Origin of the sequence: Corynebacterium sp. MSK204 (genome assembly GCF_030229885.1) — a bacterium.
Classification (GTDB): domain Bacteria; phylum Actinomycetota; class Actinomycetes; order Mycobacteriales; family Mycobacteriaceae; genus Corynebacterium.
On sequence record NZ_JASPGQ010000004.1, the window covers coordinates 98,977 to 120,514 of the forward strand.

Consider the following 21,538-nt stretch of genomic DNA (forward strand, 5'->3'; position numbering starts at 1 on the left):
CGCACAGTATTATATGTTGCCGTTACACGCATTACCGCTACGCGTAACGCTGCAAGAAAAGCGCCTCCGCTGCGGCGACGTGCTCGATCTCGGTGGGATCGACGGACTCATTGGCGGAGTGAATGGTGCACTTGGGCTCTTCCACGCCGTAGAGCGCGATTTCCGCGTTGGGGTGTGCCTCCTGCAGCTCGGTGGTCAGGGGAATGGAACCGCCCATGCCCTGCGCTGCGGTGTCCTTGCCATAGGCCTCGGATAGGCACTGGCCCAAAAGCGCCACGGCGGGTTTTTCCGGGTCGGTGGAAAAACCAGCATTGGCCTCCACGACCTCCGCCTTGATGTGCGCGCCCCAAGGTGCGTGGTTCTTTACGTGCTCGCAGACGGCCTCGCCAATGGCGCGGGCATCGGTTCCGGCCGGAACGCGCAGGTTCAGCTTGGCGGCCGCGGTAGCGGGCACGGCATTGACGGCCTCAGCCACCGGGGTAGAGGTAAAGCCGGTCACGGAAATGGCCGGGCGGGACCACACCATGTCTGCCACCGGGGTAGCGCCCTCCGGATCCTTGGACCCCATGATCTCGGTGCCCTCGAGCAGCTGCGCATCGCCGCGGAAGGCCTCGGCCGGGTATTCCTGGCCCTGCCAGTGGGCGCTGGTATCCACGCCATCGATGATGGTGCGGCCGTATTCATCCGTGAACGAATCCAGCGTGCGCATCAGCGCCTTCACCGCATCTGGGGCCGCGCCGCCGAATTGGCCGGAGTGCACGGGCGCGGCCAGGGTATTGACCTCGACCTCAATCTGCGCGCCGCCGCGCAGGGAGGTGGTCAAGGTGGGCTGGCCCACCGCGGCATTGCCGGCATCTGCAATCAGGATGGCATCGGCAGTGAAAAGCTCCGGGCGGTCCTTGATGAGCTGGGACAGGCCCTCGCCGCCGCGCTCCTCAGAGCCTTCGATGAGGTACTTCAGGTTCACCTTGGTGCCGCCATTGGCCTCCAGTGCTCGCAGGGCCGCCAAGTGCATGGCCACATTGCCCTTGCAGTCTGCCGCGCCGCGGCCGTACCAGCGGGTGGTGCCCTCGGCATCGGCGCGCTCGGTCAGGGTGAAGGGATCGGATTCCCAGGCCGCGCGGTCTCCTGCGGGCACGACATCGTAGTGCGAGTACAACAGGACGGTCTTGGCGCCTTCCTCGCCCTTGCGCTCGCCCACAATAGCGGTGGAACCATCCGCGGTGGTGATGGTTTCTACCGTTGCCCCTGCTTCTTCCAGCGCGGCCTTCACCCACTGGCTCGCGCCTTGGGCCTGGTCTTCCAAGCCCGGCTCATTGTGCACGGAGTTGAATTCCACGAGCTCGCTGAGCTGGCGGAAGATGGTGTCGCGGTCGCTACGAATGCTGTCAATCATATCTGTCATGCAATCCACGGTACCTTGAGCGTTTGGGCCGCAATACAGATCCGCGCGACAATCCCTATACATTCCTGCCCGCGCTTGCCGATGCCCCCTTCCTTCCGCCTTCGCCACCCCTCCCGGGGGAAGTGTCACCGCGGTGTGCGGCGGGCAAAAGATCGCTACAGGCAAGCGCGTTGTTTCTTGCAGTAGGGGTAGGAGAGTGCCAGAATGGGCGTTAGCACTCGGACAGGATGAGTGCTAGATAAATCTCCATCGTTGTGGTTGAGGTTGGTCCACACTCACCAGCCATGCCGTCGCGGGCGTCCGCAGCGAGAAAGACGTGAGTGTCGTCCTCAATAAATCCAAGGAGCACAAACACTATGGCAAAGATTATCGCTTTTGATGAAGAGGCCCGCCGCGGCCTTGAGCGCGGCCTGAATACTCTGGCTGACGCAGTCAAGGTCACCCTGGGACCCAAGGGCCGCAACGTCGTCCTAGAAAAGTCCTGGGGCGCCCCGACCATTACTAACGACGGCGTTTCCATCGCTCGCGAAATCGAGCTCGAGGATGCTTACGAAAAGATCGGCGCCGAGCTGGTCAAGGAAGTTGCCAAGAAGACCGATGACGTCGCCGGCGACGGCACCACCACCGCAACCGTTCTGGCACAGGCACTCGTCCGCGAAGGCCTGCGCAACGTAGCCGCTGGTTCCAACCCAATGGGCATCAAGCGCGGCATCGAGACCGCAACCAAGAAGGTTGTGGACTCCCTGCTGTCTTCCGCCAAGGAAGTAGAAACCCAGGAGCAGATCGCTACCACCGCTGGCATTTCCGCCGCGGACCCGGCAATCGGTGAAAAGATTGCCGAGGCTATGTACACCGTGGGTAACGGTTCCGTAAATAAGGACTCCGTTATTACCGTGGAAGAGTCCAATACCTTTGGCGTGGACCTCGAGGTTACTGAGGGTATGCGCTTTGATAAGGGCTACATCTCCGGCTACTTCGCTACCGATATGGAGCGCCAGGAGGCGGTCCTGGAGGATCCGTACATCCTGCTGGTCTCCTCCAAGATCTCCAACATCAAGGACCTCGTTCCGCTGCTGGAAAAGGTCATGCAGTCCGGCAAGCCGCTGCTGATCATTGCTGAGGACGTTGAAGGCGAAGCCCTGTCCACCCTCGTGGTCAACAAGATCCGCGGCACCTTCAAGTCCGTTGCCGTGAAGGCCCCGGGCTTCGGTGACCGCCGCAAGGCCACCCTGCAGGACATGGCCATCCTGACCGGCGGCCAGGTCATCTCCGAAGAGGTTGGCCTTTCCCTAGAGACCGCCGAGCTGGAGTACTTGGGCCAGGCACGCAAGGTCGTTGTCACCAAGGATGAGACCACCATCGTCCAGGGTGCTGGCACCCAGGAGCAGATCGATGGCCGCATCAAGCAGATCCGCGCTGAGATCGAGAGCTCCGATTCCGATTATGACCGCGAGAAGCTGCAGGAGCGCCTGGCTAAGCTTTCCGGCGGCGTGGCCGTGCTCAAGGTCGGTGCCGCTACCGAGGTTGAGCTCAAGGAGCGCAAGCACCGCATCGAGGATGCCGTGCGCAACGCCAAGGCAGCCGTGGAAGAAGGCATCGTTGCCGGCGGTGGCGTTGCCCTGCTGCAGGCCGCTACCGTTCTTGACTCCATCGAGGCCGAAGGCGACGAGGCAACCGGTGTAAAGATCGTCCGCGAGGCACTGTCTGCACCGCTGAAGCAGATCGCTCACAACGCCGGCCTGGAGCCTGGCGTCGTCGCAGATAAGGTCTCCGGCCTGCCCGCCGGCGAGGGCCTCAACGCCGCTACCGGCGAGTACGTCAACCTCATGGAATCCGGCATCAACGACCCGGTTAAGGTCACCCGCTCTGCACTGCAGAACGCCGCCTCCATTGCGGCACTGTTCCTGACCACCGAGGCTGTTGTGGCTGATAAGCCAGAGCCTGCCGACTCCAACAACGCTATGCCTGACGCTGACGCTATGGGTGGCATGGGCTTCTAAGCGCCCTCCACCACGCCTGGCGCATACTGAGCTCCCGCTCTTATATGCGCTTGAGTCTGGCGAAAGCTGCGCCCCTCACTGTGTGCTGAACGCACGCGGCGAGGGGCGCAGCGGTGTTTTATGCCCCTTCCGTGAGGCGGTGAGGCGGGGGTCCCTTTGAGGGGACAGGGGATACGAACGGATCCGTTTGTATAGCTTGGGATCTACTTTTCGTTACATCGGCAGCCTTCTCACTCGCCTTTAGTTACCGGAACTAACCCCGTATTAGGGTAAAAAGTGGGCAAAAACCGTGGTAATGAAAACTACTTCCATATAAATCTCCGGTACTGCATTGATAGGAAAATTCATCACCAATCTTTACGGGGTTAATTTTTTCTTAACCTTGCGGCGAGGCGGCGGCGCGGTAGTCCCAGTTCAGCGGCATACAGTTGTAATTACGGTAAACGATTGAAGTAAAAATCCAGTGTAAAATTTTTATGAAAACTTAAGGCGCTGAGAAGGTTTCTAGAAATCTGGGGTTGCTTCGCTGAAGCCCTATGGCAAAATACTCCTCGTAGCGCCCACCGAGGGTGCCTGCACATTGCACAGCCCTTTCGGGGTACAAGCTTCGGACCTATTCGAGGAGAAAAACATGAACGTGGATCTCGCCACCATCCAGATGCACCTAGACAACTTCGTAAACACCCAGGAAGGCTGGTACAAGGTACTGTCCGGCGTTACCGAGATTCTTTCCTTTGGTAACTTGAAGAACGCAGCTGAGACTGCTACTGAGGCAGCTTTGCCGGACGCAATCACCGAACTGTCTTCCTAGTAATCTAAACCGGATTACTTTCCATCCCATTTTAAGGAGACCATAATGGAAATCATCACTTTTTCCTCCAAGGCAAACGGCGTAGCTAACACCATCGTAGAAGCTGGCCACGACATTGTTAGCCCGTTCATCGACATTGCTAACGGTGCATCCCAGCTGATCGGCATGTTCGTCTAAGAGCATCCTCGGGTGAGCCTTAAGGCTTACTAAACAAGGAAGACCTACCGGTTTCGGTAGGTCTTTTTTCGTTTTTCTTTCCTTTATTTTTGGGGTGCACCTGCGAAAAGTTAGCGCGCTAGATGTCTACATTCGGGTTACACTTGGTGCATGGCTGATATTAAAGACGACGACCTTCCTGAGATTGACCTTGCAAAAACCGACGGCTTCGTCGTTGACGGAACGGATGAGGATGATCCGTCGCTGATCATGCCGGATGGCTCTCCGGTGCAGACGTGGCGCGAGAATTACCCTTATGAAGAGCGTATGACTCGCAATGAATACGAGTCCATTAAGCGCGCACTTCAAATTGAGCTATTGAAGTGGCAGAACTGGACCAAGGAAACTGGCCAGCGCCACATCATTTTATTTGAGGGTCGCGATGCTGCCGGTAAGGGCGGAACCATCAAGCGTTTCAACGAGCACTTGAACCCGCGTGGTGCGCGCACCGTCGCGTTGGAAAAGCCATCCCCACGTGAGTCTACCTCTTGGTATTTCCAGCGCTATATCGAGCACTTCCCGGCTGCCGGCGAAATCGTCTTCTTTGACCGCTCGTGGTACAACCGCTCCGGCGTTGAGCGGGTGATGGGCTTTTGTACCGAGTCGCAGCACGCGGAGTTCCTGCGCGAGGTGCCCATGCTAGAAAACATGATCCTGGGATCGGGCATTTCGCTGACCAAGCTGTGGTTCTCTGTTACCCGGAAGGAACAGCGCACGCGCTTTGCTATCCGCCAGATTGATCCGGTGCGCCAGTGGAAGCTTTCGCCGATGGACCTGGCTTCTCTGGATAAGTGGGACGACTACACGCGTGCGAAGGAAGAGCAGTTCCGTTATACGGATACTGAGGAATCGCCGTGGATTACCATCAAGTCCAATGACAAGAAGCGCGCCCGCGTCAACGCGATGCGGTATGTCTTGTCCAAGTTTGAATACACCAATAAAGATTACGACGTGGTGGGTGAGCCGGACGGGAACATCGTCAAGCGCGGCCGCGACCAGATTGGTGATTAGTAGCGTTAATCCCTAGCGCCGTTGAGCGGGAAGATCGAGAGATCGGTCTTCCCGCTTTGCTATGTCTAAGGCCTCTGAGGTGGCTCAACCGCCTTTATAGCGGCAGCCTGAGGGCGCCTGATTATTCTCACAGCTATTTCTTAAAAAGTTGGCAGCCATAAATAAAAAATACTTGAATTACGTTCCCGGGGAAACTACTATCAAGGTGACCTAAAAGTCATCCTATCAATATGCGTGACACAAACTACTAAAAGGAGTACGTACATGATGAGGAAGAAACTGTGCGTTCTGGCTACCGCAACCGCTGTATCCATGGCGCCCATCGCAGTATCGGGGACGCTCACCGCTACCGCCTTTGCGGAAGGCGGCCAGCCAGTAGCAGAAGCAACGGCAGATAAGACCGACGTTCTCGGTCGCTCCACCGTTTCTGATAAGCAGATCGCCGATGAAGACGGCTACTTCGATAGCCACGACGGCGAGGGCGTGAAGATTTACTACCGCAAGCAGCTGGTAGAAAACCCACGCGGCAACGTCGTGTTGGCACATGGTGTTTCTGAGCACTCTGGCCGCTATGACTACGTGGCCAAGCGTCTGCTGGACGCTGGCTACAACGTCTACCGCCTGGACCACCGTGGACACGGTAAGTCTGCCTCCGGCAGCACGCCACTGGGGCACATCGATAACTTCCAGTACATCCTCAATGACTTCGACCGCGTCGTCGACATGGCTAAGGGTGAGCACCCCGATGTAAAGACCTTCCTTCTGGGCCACTCCATGGGCTCGTTGACCGTCCAGGCATACGGCATTCGTGAGCCTGGCAAGGTCGATGGCATCATCACCAATGGCGGTGGTGCACCGTTGAACCTGTCCGGTAAGAAGGCAACGGGCGAGACCATCACGCCGGACGAGATCTCTGAGGTGCAAAAGCAGCTCGACCCCACCCTGTTCGAGCGCCTGCCGTTGGCGGATATCACCAGCTTCAACGCCAACTACGCGCAGAACCTGATCCCGCACCGCACCTACATTGGTGCGCAGTCGCCGGAGTTCACGAAGAAGATCATGCTGTCCAACCCCTTCACGGAAGGCATTTCCACCAGCCAGGCCGTGAAGGACGAGTACGCGTCTAGCCCGCTCATCGCGCAAAAGACCAGCGCCGGTACCGCGCTGCAGCTGGGTGCTATCGCTACCTACGATGCTGTGAACGCGGACCTGTTTACCGCGCCGACGCTTATCATGCACGGCACCAAGGACGGCATCGTTCCGCCGTACTTCTCCCAGGACTGGTACAACTCCATTTCCTCTGATGACGTGGAATACATCAACTGGGAGGGCCAGAAGCACGAGGTCTTCAACGAGCCAGCCGCTGACCAGGCCCTCGACACCGTGGTGGACTGGCTGGACCGCCACGTGTAGCACAGTTCTTGTGACGCGTTTCTAGCTGAAACTCTTGGCATATCCACAGTGATTGCCAAGAGTTTACGCATATGTAACCCCTTCGTTGCCCGGGTTGGATACAAAAATAGTTATGAAACGTCAATTCTGTGCTTTCTCGTCTATCCTGGCCCTTTCTACAATTGCATGCGCACCGTATGCGGTGGCGCAGTCGCCGCTGAACGCGCTGTCCTCTGGCTCTTCACTCTCCTCACAAGGCCCCTTAGGCATGTCTTCGCGGTCACCTCATATGAAGGATGAGGCCGCAGAAGATGACAGTGGCGAGGAAGGGGAACACCTAGCATCGCCATCGCGAGTGTTATGGCAGGAAAGTTTTGACGAGATTGACACCCCAGCGTGGTTTACACACCGCGCACCGGATGGATGGAAGACGAATGTCGCGGGCGTTGATTCGGGCGAGGCTCGGTGGAAGGGCTGGACTTTTGGGGATATGCGCCACTGGACTTGGGCCTCAGGAACCGATATGCGCCACTATTTCACCCAAGCGCACGATAAGTTTGCCATTATCGATAATAAACAGCAGCGCTTGGCAGAGAGCGATTCGATGAATGCGGAGTTGACCAGCCCGGAGATTGCAGTTGCTGGTCAAGACCGCGTAAATGTGGAATTTGATCACCACTACCGCCAAGGCAAGGACAGGCAAAACGCCACGGTGCAGGTCTCCTTCGATGGCGGAAAGCCGCAGGAGATAGCGCTATTTGATAAGGATGTCTTTTCCAAGCACGAATCCATCGGGGTAGACGTACCTGCAGGAACCAAGAAGATGCAGGTGAGCTTTAAGTACAACCACGGCAACGATGATTGGTGGTGGGCGGTAGATAACGTAGGAGTTGTTAAACCGCTAGGCCAGGAGATCGGATCACCGCAAGCTGTTGTGGACGTACTCAGCGATATTCAGGGTGACCCGGAGGATTATAAAGATGCGGTGCGCCAACTCAACGGCATGGAGGATAAGGCTGGGGCGCTGGTCCTTAATGGCGATCTAGTAGACGATGGCTCGCAGGAACAGTGGGATACCTTCCTAGCCGCTCATGAGGAAGAACCTCATGATTCTGGGAAGGAATTGTGGACCATCGGTAATCATGAAATGTATGGCAAGGAAGGCTCCAAGGCATACATGGACCGCTTCCTTAAACACTCCGGGCAGGACAAGCCGTGGAAAGAAGAAATTGTTGATGGGGTACCGATGATTTCCATCAATACTGAGTTCTACTCCGATCTCCTGCGCCACGGCAAGGAGCCGTTCCAGCGTATTAGCAATGAACAGCTCAACTGGTTAGATGAGCGCCTAGCCTACTGGGACGCCAAAGGGATACCGGCACTGGTCTTTAGCCACCCGCTGCTTCCGCAAACGGTGTCCATGTCTCACTCGGCGTGGTACCAGAATGACTTTGAAGATCTTGAGGCGTTGTCCAATGTGGTCAATAAGTACAACAACATCGTCTGGTTTAGCAGCCATAGCCACTCTTCGCTGCGCCAGAATAACTGGTGGGGTACCCGCCGCTACGATGGTACCGGTGAGCCCGGCCGCACTGGTTTCCCAGTAGTTAATACCGGCGCCATCCTCAACGAGTACATGCCGGATGGCGATAATGACGAAAAAATCGTTAAAGAAAAGGAAGAAGCCTCTACCGGACTTCGGGTCAAGGTTTTTGCTGACCGCGTCCGAGTAGAGGCTTGGGATTTTAAGGCTGGCGAATTGATTAAGTATCAGGATTTCGCGCGGTAGCCTAACCCCACGGCTCAATGGGGTTACCCTGCCAGGTGGCGTTGGCGGGGACGCGGTCACCGCGCATGACCAGCGAACCGGGGCCGACGGTGCTGGATTCACCAATGAGCGAGGCGGGCAGCGCCACCGAATGAGAGGCGAGCGTGGAGCCGGCCTCGATGGTGACGGTATCCAGGCTCATCACGCGGTCCTGGAATAGGTGGGTCTGCACCACGGTACCGGGCCCCACGGAGGCACCGGCGCCGACGTGGCAGAGATCGGTTTCTGGGAACCAGTAGGAATCGATCCAGGCGCCCTTGCCGATGTCCACACCCAGACCCCGCAGGCCCAGGTTGATCTCTCCTGTGCCGTAGGTGTGTTGGAAGAACCACGGGGCGGCGACGACCTCCACGAAGGTATCTTGTAGCTCGTTGAGCCAGACGAATACGCTCCACAGCGGGTGGTCGGCCGCGCTGTGCCTGCCCACGCAGATCCACTTCACCGCGATGGTCACGGCCATGGCGATAGCGCCCATTGCCATGAGCACAAGGCCGGAAAGGACCCAGGTGGCGAGGAAGCCGACATCGGCAAGCAGGTAATACAGCATCTCCAGGGTGGCGGCGAGCAGCATGGCCGAGAACATCGGCGCGAGCAGGCGCATGGTCTCCACCACGCCGCGGGCGGCCTTGAGCTTGAAACCCGGGTTATAGGTCAGGGCCTCGGCGGACTCGGCGGGGGCATCGATCTGCGCGGTAACGCGCCGCATGCGCTCTGGCGGGGAACCCCACCAGTTGGCGCCGGACTTCGTCTTCTTCGGGGTGGAAGATAGCACCGCGACCAGGGAGTTCTTGGACAGCTTGCGCCCGGGCGCGGTAATGCCGGAGTTGCCTACGAAGGAGCGCTTGCCCACCTTGGCTTCGCCGGAGTGAATCCAGCCGCCGCCGAGTTCGTAGCCGCCGATCATGGTGTCATCGGCAAGGAAGGCGCCGTCTTTGACGTCTGTGAGCGCGGGGATCATCACGGCGGTGGAAATCTCCACGTCCTTGCCAATGCGCGCGCCCAAAGCGCGCAGCCACTGCGGGGTCAGCTGCGATGCATACAGCGGGAAGAGCTGCGTGCGGGCCTCATCCATGAGGCGCTCGATGGCCCACAGGCGCCAGCCGGCGGCAGAGCGCACTGGGTTCACGCCGGGCGAGATGCCGATGGACAAGATGCGCACGCCCAGCCAGGTCTGCAGCATGTAGGTGGCAAAGGCCGCGAGCGCCGCAAGGGGAGCGAAGAGCACCGCGCCGATGAAGCGGTTGCCGTCCGTGGAGTGGACCAGCGCCAAATCCACGATGGAGCCGACAAGCACCGCGATGAGCGGCTGCGCGGCCAGGAACAAGGAGGTCGCGCCGTAAATTGCCACCCACCAGGGGCGGCGTTTCGGCGGCTTGGAGGGGAAGCGGTGCTTGGAGCGGCCCACCTTCTTGGCGGGCGAGCCGGACCAGCGCTGGCCGTCCTTGATCTTCTTGCGGCCGGTGACGGTGGACCCCGCCTCCACGTGGGCGTACTTGCCCACCACGGTGCCAGGCAGCAGGGTGGAGCGCGCGCCCACGCGGGCGCCTTCCTTGATGTCGATGGCGCCGACGTGGAGCACGTCGCCGTCCAGCCAGTAGCCGGTGAGATCGACCTCCGGTTCCACCGCGGCGTGCTTGCCCAGGGTGAGCAGGCCCGTCACCGGTGGCAGCGAGTGCAGGTCCACACCGCGCTTCATCTTCACGCCCAGGGCGCGGGCATAGTTATTGACCCAGGTGGCGCCCGCAATGGAGCGCGACCCCGAGGCATCGGCCCACCTTTCCGCGGCCCAAATGCGCAGGTGGGTCGAACCACCGCGCGGGTAATCGCCGGGCGTGATGCCGGCGGTAATGAGGCGCGCGCCAAAGCCGCCGATGGGGATGCGGCCCAGCGGCGTGGCAAAGATGAGTACCAGGGCGATGACCAGCCACCACGGGAAGGGCTGCGCCCAATTAACGCCCAAGGCAGAAGCCACCGTCGAGCCCAGCATGAGCCAGGCCAGCCAGGTGGTCGCAGCCAGCGTCATGGCGGGGATTTGCAGCAGCGTTTGGGTCACGCGGGTCTTCGCGCCCACCGGGGCGACCTCGCGCAGCGGTACCTGTTGCTCCGCCTTTGGGCGCGGTTCGGCGCCGGCGATGAGCTCTGCCAGCGAACCAAGACGTGGGTGATCATAGAGATCGCGGACGGCCACGGTGGGGTAGCGATCGCGGATGTGGCCCACCAGCGTCGCCGCGGCCAGGGAGGTGCCGCCGAGGTCAAAGAAATCGGCGTTCTCATCCTCCACGGATACGCCAAGGGTCTCGACCCAGAGCTCGGCCAGCCACTTCTCGGTCTCTGTCAGTGTGGTCGATTCCACGCCGACGCCGGGTAGCGGCCACGGCAGCGCCTTCTTATCCACCTTGCCGGAGGTGCGCACCGGCAGCTCATCCATCACGCAGATGCGCGGGACCAGCGCCGCAGGCATGGTTTCCGCAAGGCGCTCGTGGGCCACACCGTGGTTAAAGCCGCGCGCCTCATCTTCCAGCGAGACGTATCCCACCAGCACGGATTCGCCGCCGGGGGTCTTTTGCACAGCCACGGCGGAGTTATAGACGTTATCTAGCGCGGCGACGTTCGCGTCGACCTCACCCAGCTCAATGCGGCGCCCGCCAATCTTTACCTGGTCATCCACGCGGCCCACAAAGTACAGGCCGTCTTCTTCCAGACGCACGTGGTCGCCGGTGCGGTAGGCGCGCTGCCAGCCCATAGATTCCAGCGGCGCGTATTTCTCCGCATCCTTCTGCGGGTCCAGGTAGCTAGCCAGGCCCACGCCACCGATGACCAATTCGCCGGTCTCACCCAAGCCAACGGGTCGGCCCTGCTTATCGATGACCACCAAATCCCACCCATTCAGCGGCAGCCCGATCGAAACCGCGCGCCCCGGAATCATCCGTTGCGCACAAGCGACGACGGTGGCCTCCGTGGGGCCGTAGGTATTCCACATCTCGCGGTCTTCGGTGGCCAGGCGGTTCACCAACTCCTGGGAGCAGGCCTCGCCGCCGACGATGAGTAGGCGGATATTATCCAGCGCCTCTGCAGGCCACAGGCCCGCCAGGGTAGGGACCGTGGAGACGACGGTGATATCGCGGCGAATCAGCCACGGTCCAAGGTCCATGCCAGACCGCACCAAGGAGCGCGGGGCCGGAACCAGGCAGCCGCCGTGGCCCCAAGCCAGCCACATCTCTTCACAGGATGCGTCGAAGGCAACGGAAAGCCCGGCCAGCACGCGGTCTTCCGGTCCGAGCGGGCCGTGGGGATGATCGACGAGGAAGAGGCTGGCCTCCGCATCCACGAAGGCGGCCGCAGAGCGGTGGCTTACGGCCACGCCCTTCGGCTTGCCCGTGGATCCGGAGGTAAAGATGATCCACGCGGTGTCTTCTGGCCGCGGGGCCTCGATCTCCTCGGCCGCGTGGCGCGGTTCTTCGCGCAGGAAGCGGAAGCCGTCATCGCTGAACAGGCCATCAATATCGGCCTCACCAAAGACCATCTCCGCGCGCTCATCCGGATCGTCCGCGTCCACCGGCACGTAAGCCGCACCGGCGGCCAGGGTGGACAGGATAGCAAGGTAAAGATCCCGCTTGCCAGAGGTCATCCGGATGCCGATGCGATCGCCACGGCGCACGCCATTGACGTGCAGCTCCGTGGCCCACAGCTGGACCTCGTGGACGAGTTCGGCGTACGTGATGATCTCGCCATCGTCAAGCGCCGCGGCTTCCGGGTGAATCTCAGCGGTGGTGGTAATGATGTCCCACAACGTGCGCGGGCGCGGGGCCAGATCGCGCAGGAGGTACTGCTGCGGGACGCTGGGAAGATCTGTACTATCTTCGGGCTCGTCCATGTTTATGCCTCGTCCTCGTCCGCTGCAATGATGGCCTTGGCCAGCTTGCGCAGGTGCTTGAGCTGCTTATTGGTGGATACGTCGAGCGCATCATCCTCGGCGTTGGCGACGAGCTCCGCCAGGTCCTTGTGGGTCTTGGTGCCCTTCTTGGTGCACGCCACGATTTGGCGGCGGCGGTCCTTGGGATCGCGCTCGCGCTTGGCCCAGCCGCGCTCCTCGAGGGCATCAATAAGCCGCACCATATCGGAGGCGTCGATGGCCAAGGTGTCAGACAGGAAGGACTGGGAGGCGGCATCCGCCTCGACGAGGCAGGTGAGCACCCAGAACTCGCGGATGGTCGTCTGCTTGGTCTGCAGAGCCACCTCGACGCCATCGCGGGTGCGACGGCGCAGGCGCTCTAGCTGGAAGGACGGGGATTCGAGCAGGGAGGTTGGTATGCCAGAATTATTAGTGGAAGCCATACCATCATCATAATCTCAAAAGATGGGTAAAGGCCAATTAATCGCGAACGACGGGCAGGCCATCCGCCTCCCACTTATCGGTGCCGCCCTCAACATTAATAACGTCCCAGCCCAGGGAGTTCTCCAAATACTGGCAGACCTGCGCGCTGCGCCCGCCTAAGTGGCAAATCACATAAATATCGCGGTCCGGGTCGATTTCCTGGATGCGACCCGTTATCTCACTCATCGGAATATGGGTGGCACCCTGCGCGTGCACGGTGGCCCATTCGTCGTTTTCGCGCACATCAATAAGCTGTGCGCCCGCTGGAACTTCGGTGGGTTGTACGTTTTGCATACCCCGCAGTCTACGTGCCGCGCGCTAGCCGCCGTAGGTGGCCGCGGACAGGTACTGCAAGATCGCCTTCACGCGGCGGTTATCCTCGCTGGGATCCAGGCGCAGCTTGGTAAAGATATTGGACACGTGCTTGGCCACCGCAGCGTTCGAGAGCACCAGCTCGGCGGCGATGTCCTTATTGGACTTCCCGCGCGACATCAGCTCTAAGACCTCGCGCTCGCGCGGGCTGAGCTCGCCCAACCCGCTGCGCCCAGAGCGCATGAGTGCCTGCGCCACCGTTGGATCGATGACCGTGCCGCCCTGGGCCACCACCTCCAGGCTGGCCAGGAAATCGCGCACCTCAGAGACGCGATCCTTAAGCAGGTACCCAGTACCCGCATCCGGGGAATCAAACAGTGCGACCGCATACGCCGGCGCAACGTACTGCGATAGCACCATCACCGGCAGGCCCGGATAAGCCCGGCGCAGTGCCACTGCCGCCTTCAGCCCATCATCGCCCATCTCCGGCGGCATGCGCACATCCGTTATCACCACATCCGGCAATTGGGCACTCAGCTTGCCGATGACCCCCTCCAGCTCCACCGCCGTTCCCGCCCTGCCCACAACCTCGTGGCCACGGCGCTCCAAGAGCCCGGCAAGCCCCTCGCGCAGGATCGCGGAGTCATCCGCAATCACAATCCTTAATCCACTCATGCTGATACTCCCGTCTGCCCACGCTCCAAAAGGAGCGGAATCGTGCACCTTACCCGCGTCGGTCCTCCCTCCGGCGAGGACAGCGACATCTCCCCGCCAAAGGCCGCCAGCCGCTCGGCCATGCCGGCCAGCCCGCGCCCCGGCTCAATCCGCGCCCCGCCCGGGCCCTCATCCACGACCGAGATATGCAGCGCCGCATCCGAGGTGATGAGCACCGAAACCGGCGCGCCGGGCGCGTGCTTCGCGGCATTGGTCAACGCCTCTGTGCCGAAGAAATAACCGCAGGCCAGCACGCTGGCGGAAAGTTGCGGCAACGGGTGTGGGGCGTAGACGCTGACGTGGGGGCCGTGGGCGGAGGCGGCATCGGCAAGCGCGGCCACCAAACCGTGATCCTGGAGGACCTGCGGGTGAATGCCGTGCACCGTCGCGCGCAGCGAACGCAGGCCGCGATCCACGTCCCGCTTCGCGGCGGTGAGCAGCTCGGCCTCAGAGCCGGTGGCATCCAGCAGGGCCTCACCGAGCTTCATGCTTGCCGCCACCAAATATTGCTGCGCGCCATCGTGCAGATCCCGCTCGATGCGGGCGCGCTCTACCTCGTAGGCATCCGCAATCGCGCGGCGCGAGGCCGTCAGCTCCGCGATGACCCGCGCCTGCCGCTCCTCATTGCTGGTGGCCTGCTTCTTGCTGAAAAACACGCCCCCAAGCCTAATCGCGCGCGCCCCGGGCAGGGGTAAAGCTAGCACTACCCGGAAAGTATCCTTAGCGCTGTAGGAATAGCGCGCCCGGCACGGTGAAATGAACAGCATGACACAGACACTTTCCCTCCACGACATCACGAAGGATTTCGGCGGCGGCCCCGTGCTGGCCGGCATCACCCTGGACATCACCCCGGGCGAGCTCGTCGCCATCATGGGGCCTTCCGGCTCCGGCAAATCCACGCTGCTGCACTGCATGTCCGGCGCGCTCACGCCCACCGACGGCAGCGTCCACTTCGGTGACGAAGACATCTCCACGCTTTCCGATGCCGCCCGCTCCCGCACCCGCCTCCGCCACTTCGGCTTTGTCTTCCAAGACGGACAGCTTTTGCCGGAGCTGACCAACCTGGACAATGTGGCGCTGCCCGCGATGCTCAACGGCCTGGGCCGGCGTGCGGCCCGCGCGAAGGCGCTGTCGCTGCTGGACCAGCTGGGGCTCGGCGATCTCGCAGAGCGCCGCCCCGCCCAAGTCTCCGGCGGCCAAGCCCAGCGCGTGACCATCGCCCGCGCCCTCGTGGCCAACCCCGGCGTCGTCTTTGCCGATGAACCCACCGGCGCCCTCGACCAAGCCACCGGCCACGAGGTCATGCAGATGCTGACCACCACCGTGCGCCAATCCGGCGCCAGCCTGGTCATGGTCACCCACGACCCCAAGGTGGCGGACTGGATGCAGCGCCGCGTGGAAATCCGCGACGGCATCATTCACGATGACCGCCGCCTAGGGGTGCAGCCATGAACACCGCGACCCTAGTCCTCGGCCTCCAGCGCGAATCCGTCCGCGCCCGCTCCGGTGCGGGCATCGTCAGCGTGCTGGCCATCGTGAGCCTGACACTGGGCGCTGCCATCGCCTTCCTCGTCGCCGGCGGCACCTGGATGTTCTGGCAGCGCGCCCACCACCCAGAAGACGCCGTGCCCGCCCTGCGCGCCGCCGCCGGCGAAAACCCGGAAAATTACTTCCTGCCCTGGTTCGTCCTCGCGCTCATGGCCTGCGCCTTTATCGTTCCCGCCCTGTTTAACCTGACCACGCAGGCCGCCGTCCTCGGCGCCTCCGGCCGGGAACAGCGCCTGTCCACCCTCCGCCTTCTGGGCCTAAGCTCCCACCAAGTTGAGCGCATGGCCGCCGTGGAGACCGGCATCCAAGCCCTCATCGGCATCGTGCTGGGCTGGCTCATCAGCGTGCTCATCGCCCCCGTCTTCACGCACGTGAAATTCCAGGACCGCCCCGTCGCCTTCGAGGAAATCATCCTGCCCTGGTGGGGATACCTCGCGGTGGCCGTAGTCCTCTTTCTCCTCGCTCTCGCCGCGGCCCTTGCCGGCATGCGGCGCGTGCGCGTCAGCCCCGTCGGCGTGGCCAAGCGCCAGATGCCCGCTGCTTTTAGGTGGTGGCGCCTCATCGCCTTCCTCCTCATCGTCACCGTCGGCGGTGCCCTGCTCAAAGGCAAATCCGGCGCACCCGAAATCTCCGTGGCCGTCGTGCTCTTCGCGGTGGTCATGAGCATCAACCTGGTCGCGCCCTACCTCCTGCAAATCGGCGCCCGCCTTTTGGCTTTGCTCCCCGGCACCGCACACCTCGTGGCCTGCCAGCGCGTGGGCGCCAACGCCCGCCGCGCCTGGCGGCAAAGCGCGGCCATCGGCTTCTTCGGCTTTCTCGCCGGCTTCCTCATGGGCGCGCCCATGGGCACCGACGCGCTTGCCACTGCGATGAAGGAAGAACAAGAAACGGGCATCATGTTCCGAGACGTCTCCACCGGCGTCGTCCTGACCTTGTTCTTCGGCTTCGCGCTGACCAGCATGTCCATCTTCCTCGGCCAAGTATCGTCCGCCTTCGAGGACAAGGAACTCATCCGCTCCCTCGACCTGATGGGCGTGCCGCGCCGCTTCCAATTCCGCACGAACGCCCTCGCCGTGATGGGACCCATCGTCGCGCTCAGCCTCTTCGGCTTCCTCTTCGGCGGCGGCATCGCCGGCCTGATGTTTTTTAGCACCGTTTGGGAGGAAGGCGTCGACCTCGCCGGGCGGCTCCTCATTTCCTTCAGCTTCCTCGCCGTGGGCTGGGCGGTGACCTTTCTCGCCATCGCGCTGGTCGAGCCCCTGCGCGGCCACGTTCTCCGCAGCGGCCGCCGCAAGGAATAACCGGTTTCCTGCGCTTCGGTCGCCTTGGGCTTTGCTTTACTGAGCTTAGCTCGCCCTGGGCCCGGCCTTTGGCCCTAGCGCCGCGCGCCCTCATGCCGCCACAAGCGGTGCCATTGCCACGGCGGCCGCGCAAAGGGCCGCTTATTCTTCGCCGTGGCCATTACCTGCTGCACCACGAAATCCGGGTAGTGGTCAATCGTCGTCGCGGTGAAGTGGAGGGGCTTCCAGCCGCGATGGACGGCATCGTTAAGCTTGTGCCGGTCCAACTCAAACTGGCGGCGATTTTCGCCCCGGTGGTAGGCGTAGCCATCGACCTCGATGGCGATCTTGTGCTCCTCAATCACCAGATCCCAGTGGTAAGGGCCTATTTTTATGTTGTTATGCACCGTGAAATGCGGCGCGAGGGCGCGCGTAATCTGGCGCTCCGGCACGCTATCCGTGCCGATGATCGCCCTGTCCAACGCCCGCTTTACCGGGCGCGGAAACCGCTGGTAGTCCAGCTTATTCAGCTCCAGCCGTTGGAGCCCGTCCTTGCCGGAGTAAAAGTCCTCGAGGAAGGCGACCGCATCATCCTCCGGCATCGCCTCGACCGCCTGCAGTGGATTGCACACGGTGACGCCGTCCCAGGTCAACGCGCCCTTCGGCCGGGCGCGGCGCGAAGTGAAGTACTTACTCGACGGCAGTGATGAGCTGCGCAAGAACTCCAGTGGAAAGCGCAGCGGCTTATCGACGTGCTTGAGCGCCGCCGAGTAGCCGTCGAGCGCGCAATCCGGCCATTGCTCGCTCATGATGCGCGCGAGCTGGTTCGGCGTCGGCTCCTCCGACAGGCAGAAGCCGTTCGCAATCCGGACGGCGCCGTGGCGTACCGCTTGCTGAGCGGCACTTTTCCCCCGAAAAATTTCCATTTGTATCCCTCGATCCCCCCGAAGCGAAGGTTGTGTGGTCCGTTTAGGCGCTTATTCAGCGCGGTTGGGTGCTTGGTTGGAGCCTGGTTGGTGCTCGTTTGATGCTTGCTTGATGCGTTTTAACAAATAGTGGCCCCAAACCTCACGGTTTCCATGGCCTATTTGCAAAAACGCATCAGGTGGCCGCCAAAAACGCATCAGCTGGGCCTCAAAACAGGCCAGTCACGCGCCAAAACGGCCCAGTTGGCCGCGAAAATCCGCGGCCAAACCCCGAACCCCCGAGAAACCCAGCAGCCTACTTCAGGCGAGCCTTGGCCTCTTCCAGAATCTTCTCGGCCTCGGCCTTGTCGCCCCAGCCGGAGCCGGAAACTTCCTTGTTGGGCTCGAGGTCCTTGTAGTGGACGAAGAAGTGCTCGATTTCGTCCTTGATGTGCTGTTCCACATCGTCGATGTCCTGGTAGCGCTCCCAGCGTGGGTCATCGATGACGGCAAGCAGCTTGTCGTCGCCGCCGGCCTCATCGGTCATCTTGAACACGCCGACGATGCGGGCTTCAACGATGACACCTGGGAAAACGGGCTCGGGGAGGATGACGAGGGCGTCGAGGGGATCGCCGTCTTCGCCAAGCGTGTGGTCGATGAAGCCGTAGTCGGCGGGGTAGGCCATTGGGGTGAACAGGTAGCGGTCCAGGTAGACCTTGCCGGACTCGTGGTCCACCTCGTACTTATTGCGGGAGCCCTTTGGGATTTCAATGGTTACTTCAACGCTCACGGCGATGTCCTCCATGTGGGATTGGGTGTTAATTACCGTCAATAGTCTAGCGCGTTGCCCATCCGCGCTAGGGTTGGTGGCGATGAAAGCAAAGAAGGTTTGGTGGTCAGTAACCGCGCTGGTGGTCACGGCGGCGGTCGGGGGTACGGCTGCGCTGGGGGTTAGCATCCAGCGCGAGTACGGCGATCTTTCGCATGGCGAGGCCGAAACGGTGCAGGCTCCGGAAAATCCCCTGCTGCCGGCTAAGGCGCAGGACGTGGACTTTGCGGCGCTCAGCGCAAAGCTCGCTGAGCTGGGCAAGAGCGAGGATTTGGCCAACTTTGGCGGGCAGGTCATCGATAGTGAGACCGGCACGGTGGTCTGGGAGCGCGACGCGGATAAGGCGCTGACCCCGGCTTCCTCGACGAAGGTGCTCACCACCGCCGCGGCAACGCTCGCCCTGGATGAGTCGAAGCGGATTACCACCAAGGTCTACCGCGGCAAGGACCCGAACAATGTGGTGATCAAGGCGGCTGGCGATGTCTGGATGACCAACGAGCAGCTCGATGACCTGGCGGATCAGATTAAAAAGACCGGTACCCAGGTCGCGGGCGTGTACATCGATACCTCCGCGTGGGCGGGCGAGCCGCAGGCACCGGGCTGGGATCCGGAAAACGTCGATGAGGGCTTCGTCGCGCCCATGGAACCGGCCATGCTGTACGGCGGGCGCATTGGCGCTACGGAGGGGGATGTGCCGCGCAGCCACACCCCGGCCCTCGACGTTGCGGGCGAGCTGGCCAAGCGCCTGGGCACGGATAAATTCGCCGCGGGCACGATGGCTGACGGTGCGGAGGAGCTGGCCAGCGTCGAGTCGGATCCCCTGGGCGAGCGTGCGCTGGAGATGGTGCGGCATTCCGATAACGTCATGGCAGAGGCAATTGCCCGCGAGCTTGCCGATGCCCGCGGCAAGCAGCCCAGCTTCCAAGCCGATACCCAAGCCACGCTGGACGTGCTGCGCGAGCACGGGTTCGATGTGAGTGGCGTGGATATCAAGGACAACTCGGGTCTTTCGGTAGATAACCGGTTGAGCGCGAGCGTGCTGGCTGAGATTGTCAACGGCGCGGTGGAGGACCCGCAGCTGCGTCCCTTGGCTGCGTATTTGCCGGTAGCAGGAGGTGACGGCACGCTGCACGAGCGCTACGGGGAATCCACGGCGCGCGGATTTGTTCGGGCGAAGACCGGCACATTGACCGGCGTATCCGCGCTGGCGGGCACCGCGCAAGGCCAATCCGGGCGCGTGTATTCCTTTGCGTTCTTGGTCAATGATGGCGAGATTATGGCGGCTCGCGCGGCCCAAGACGACCTCGCCGCGGCGCTGCACGAGTTCTAAATGAGTCCACAGCCTGGAGTAACGCCGTTTTGGCCGCGGGTCTCACCGCATTTTTTGGCCTGCCGACGCGCGGTCCGCGCGGCAAAGATGGAACACACCGTGGCGGTGGGGCTATCTGGCGGCGCAGATTCTTTGGCACTGTGCGCGGCGATGATCGCAGAGGGCCACGATGTCATCGCGCTGTGCGTCGACCACGGTTTGCAGGACGGTTCGCGTGAGCAGGCTGAGAAGGCGGCTCGGCAAGCAGAAAGCTTGGGTGCGCGGGCGCGGGTGCTCGTGGTACGGGTGCCGGAGGAAGCGGGGAATTCGCTGGAAGCGGCGGCTCGGCAAGAGCGCTACCGAGCGATGTCCGCAGCCGCGCGCGAAGGCGCAGCTGCGCGCGGGGGAGAAAGGGCGCTGGAGATTGCCGTGGCGCATACGGCCGATGACCAGGCGGAAACGCTCCTTCTTGGCGCCCTGCGCGGCCGGGTGGCCGGCATGCCGGAGCGGTCAGTAGTGGAAGGCGCGCGGATTGTGCGGCCATTCCTGCAGGTGCGCCGTTCCGATACGGAGGGCGCGTGCGCAGAGCTGGGGCTGGACGTGTGGCAGGATCCACAGAATGCGGATACGGATTTTCGGCGGGTAGCGCTGCGCCAGGAAATCATCCCGGAGTTATCGCGGGTCATCGGCGGTGATGCGGTACCGGCGTTGGCGCAAGCGGCGATGGATACCGCGCGCGATGAAGAATACCTCGCCACGCCGACCACCGCGGACTGTGCGGAATTGGCCGCGCTGCCGGAGCCGCGACGCCGGCGCGCTATTGCGGCCTGGCTCATCGAGCGGGGAGTGAAGGTGACAAGGGAGGGGATTGGGGGCATCGGCAAGCTGTGTACCAACTGGCACGGACAAGGGCCGGTGGCTGTGAGTTCGGCGCGGCAAGCGGGGCAGAGGTTGGAAGTAGCACGTATAGGTGGCAAACTGGCACTATTGTCTGGTCATTAAAGGAGCGCACACGTGCACGACAAGAAAGACTTCGCCGTCCCCGCAAACCGCTACGGAGACGATGTAGAAGCAATCCTCATCACGGAAGAGGAAATCAAAGACCGCGTCCAGCAGCTGGCGGATGCGGTGTCTGAAAAATATGCCGACGCCGAGCAAGACCTGCTTTTGGTCTGCGTATTAAAGGGTGCGGCCTTTTTCCTGACGGACTTCGCGCGCAAGCTATCTATTCCCTCGGAGCTGGAGTTTATGGCCGTCTCCTCGTATGGCGCCTCCACGTCTTCTTCTGGGGTGGTGCGCATCTTGAAGGACTTGGACCGCGATATCGCCGGGCGCGATGTGGTCATCGTGGAAGACATCATCGACTCGGGCCTGACGCTATCCTGGCTCATTCGCAATCTGCAGGGGCGCAACCCGAAGTCGCTCAACGTGGTGACCTTGTTGCGCAAGCCGGAAGTGGTAAAAGCGCAGATCGATCTGCTCGATGTGGGCTTTGATATCCCCAATGAATTCGTCATTGGCTATGGCCTTGACTACGCGGAACGCTACCGCGACCTGCCCTTTGTGGGCACCCTTCACCCTGATGTCTATACCACCAACTAAA

20 protein-coding genes are annotated in these 21,538 nt (G+C 61.7%); 11 read left to right on the forward strand and 9 right to left on the reverse strand.

The features are described from left to right. Positions 1 to 37: 37 nt before the first annotated feature. A complete protein-coding gene (locus QP908_RS03925) occupies positions 38 to 1,405 on the reverse strand; it encodes a dipeptidase (RefSeq protein ID WP_284771702.1) in 1,368 nt (455 codons plus the stop codon). 211 nt (positions 1,406 to 1,616) lie between these two features. Further along, on the reverse strand, positions 1,617 to 1,760 hold the full coding sequence (locus tag QP908_RS03930; RefSeq protein ID WP_156904629.1) for a hypothetical protein: 144 nt from the start codon (positions 1,758 to 1,760) through the stop codon (positions 1,617 to 1,619). A 1-nt stretch (position 1,761) separates the two neighbouring features. On the opposite strand from QP908_RS03930, the gene groL reads away from it, so the two are divergent. From groL to QP908_RS03960, 6 genes are all read left to right on the forward strand, one after another. Then, the gene (groL, locus tag QP908_RS03935; RefSeq protein ID WP_284771703.1) at positions 1,762 to 3,405 is read left to right on the forward strand and encodes a chaperonin GroEL; all 1,644 of its coding nucleotides are present in this window, start codon (positions 1,762 to 1,764) and stop codon (positions 3,403 to 3,405) included. Positions 3,406 to 4,036: 631 nt separating this feature from the next. Then, positions 4,037 to 4,216 carry a hypothetical protein gene (locus QP908_RS03940; protein ID WP_023023993.1) on the forward strand — a complete coding sequence of 60 codons (180 nt, stop codon included), beginning with the start codon at positions 4,037 to 4,039 and terminating at the stop codon, positions 4,214 to 4,216. A 45-nt stretch (positions 4,217 to 4,261) separates the two neighbouring features. Next, positions 4,262 to 4,393: a hypothetical protein gene (locus tag QP908_RS03945; protein ID WP_023023991.1), complete on the forward strand. Its 132-nt coding sequence runs from the start codon at positions 4,262 to 4,264 to the stop codon at positions 4,391 to 4,393. 150 nt (positions 4,394 to 4,543) lie between these two features. After that, a complete protein-coding gene (ppk2, locus tag QP908_RS03950) occupies positions 4,544 to 5,443 on the forward strand; it encodes a polyphosphate kinase 2 (protein ID WP_023023989.1) in 900 nt (299 codons plus the stop codon). 264 nt (positions 5,444 to 5,707) lie between these two features. Then, positions 5,708 to 6,856, forward strand: coding sequence for an alpha/beta hydrolase (locus QP908_RS03955; protein WP_239268481.1), 1,149 nt, complete (start codon positions 5,708 to 5,710; stop codon positions 6,854 to 6,856). A gap of 247 nt (positions 6,857 to 7,103) precedes the next feature. Then, positions 7,104 to 8,624 carry a metallophosphoesterase family protein gene (locus QP908_RS03960; protein ID WP_284771704.1) on the forward strand — a complete coding sequence of 507 codons (1,521 nt, stop codon included), beginning with the start codon at positions 7,104 to 7,106 and terminating at the stop codon, positions 8,622 to 8,624. A 1-nt stretch (position 8,625) separates the two neighbouring features. On the opposite strand, the gene QP908_RS03965 is transcribed toward QP908_RS03960, so the two are convergent. From QP908_RS03965 to QP908_RS03985, 5 genes are read right to left on the reverse strand one after another with little or no spacing between them, the layout of a single operon-like run. After that, the gene (locus QP908_RS03965) at positions 8,626 to 12,537 is read right to left on the reverse strand and encodes a Pls/PosA family non-ribosomal peptide synthetase (protein ID WP_284771705.1); all 3,912 of its coding nucleotides are present in this window, start codon (positions 12,535 to 12,537) and stop codon (positions 8,626 to 8,628) included. Between the two features lie 2 nt (positions 12,538 to 12,539). Beyond that, entirely contained in the window at positions 12,540 to 12,998 is a 459-nt protein-coding gene (locus QP908_RS03970; protein WP_284771706.1) for a MarR family winged helix-turn-helix transcriptional regulator, read from the reverse strand. Between the two features lie 37 nt (positions 12,999 to 13,035). After that, positions 13,036 to 13,332 (reverse strand): rhodanese-like domain-containing protein, encoded by a 297-nt coding sequence (locus QP908_RS03975; protein ID WP_284771707.1) that lies wholly within the window; start codon positions 13,330 to 13,332, stop codon positions 13,036 to 13,038. A 24-nt stretch (positions 13,333 to 13,356) separates the two neighbouring features. Next, on the reverse strand, positions 13,357 to 14,025 hold the full coding sequence (locus tag QP908_RS03980) for a response regulator transcription factor (protein ID WP_005279481.1): 669 nt from the start codon (positions 14,023 to 14,025) through the stop codon (positions 13,357 to 13,359). Continuing rightward, the gene (locus tag QP908_RS03985; protein WP_284771708.1) at positions 14,022 to 14,831 is read right to left on the reverse strand and encodes a sensor histidine kinase; all 810 of its coding nucleotides are present in this window, start codon (positions 14,829 to 14,831) and stop codon (positions 14,022 to 14,024) included. Before QP908_RS03985 ends, QP908_RS03980 begins: the two co-directional genes overlap by 4 nt. On the opposite strand from QP908_RS03985, the gene QP908_RS03990 reads away from it, so the two are divergent. Then, on the forward strand, positions 14,830 to 15,516 hold the full coding sequence (locus QP908_RS03990; RefSeq protein ID WP_284771709.1) for an ABC transporter ATP-binding protein: 687 nt from the start codon (positions 14,830 to 14,832) through the stop codon (positions 15,514 to 15,516). The two genes, QP908_RS03985 and QP908_RS03990, sit on opposite strands and share 2 nt — an antisense overlap. Then, positions 15,513 to 16,913 (forward strand): FtsX-like permease family protein, encoded by a 1,401-nt coding sequence (locus QP908_RS03995; RefSeq protein ID WP_284771710.1) that lies wholly within the window; start codon positions 15,513 to 15,515, stop codon positions 16,911 to 16,913. The genes QP908_RS03990 and QP908_RS03995 overlap by 4 nt, the downstream gene beginning before the upstream one ends. 74 nt (positions 16,914 to 16,987) lie before the next feature. Here QP908_RS03995 and QP908_RS04000 read toward each other — a convergent pair whose 3' ends face one another. Together QP908_RS04000 and QP908_RS04005 are read right to left on the reverse strand one after the other, a co-directional pair. After that, positions 16,988 to 17,701: a putative endonuclease domain-containing protein gene (locus QP908_RS04000; protein WP_284771711.1), complete on the reverse strand. Its 714-nt coding sequence runs from the start codon at positions 17,699 to 17,701 to the stop codon at positions 16,988 to 16,990. Between the two features lie 412 nt (positions 17,702 to 18,113). After that, positions 18,114 to 18,587 carry an inorganic diphosphatase gene (locus QP908_RS04005; RefSeq protein ID WP_035108560.1) on the reverse strand — a complete coding sequence of 158 codons (474 nt, stop codon included), beginning with the start codon at positions 18,585 to 18,587 and terminating at the stop codon, positions 18,114 to 18,116. Positions 18,588 to 18,669: 82 nt separating this feature from the next. Between QP908_RS04005 and dacB the strand changes: the two genes are divergently transcribed. From dacB to hpt, 3 genes are read left to right on the forward strand one after another with little or no spacing between them, the layout of a single operon-like run. After that, positions 18,670 to 19,956, forward strand: a complete 1,287-nt coding sequence (gene dacB / locus QP908_RS04010; protein WP_284771712.1) for a D-alanyl-D-alanine carboxypeptidase/D-alanyl-D-alanine endopeptidase — start codon at positions 18,670 to 18,672, stop codon at positions 19,954 to 19,956. Beyond that, positions 19,957 to 20,937: a tRNA lysidine(34) synthetase TilS gene (gene tilS / locus QP908_RS04015; protein WP_284771713.1), complete on the forward strand. Its 981-nt coding sequence runs from the start codon at positions 19,957 to 19,959 to the stop codon at positions 20,935 to 20,937. It begins immediately after the preceding gene. A gap of 12 nt (positions 20,938 to 20,949) precedes the next feature. Beyond that, on the forward strand, positions 20,950 to 21,537 hold the full coding sequence (gene hpt / locus QP908_RS04020) for a hypoxanthine phosphoribosyltransferase (protein WP_005284864.1): 588 nt from the start codon (positions 20,950 to 20,952) through the stop codon (positions 21,535 to 21,537). The last annotated feature ends 1 nt before the right edge of the window (position 21,538 follow it).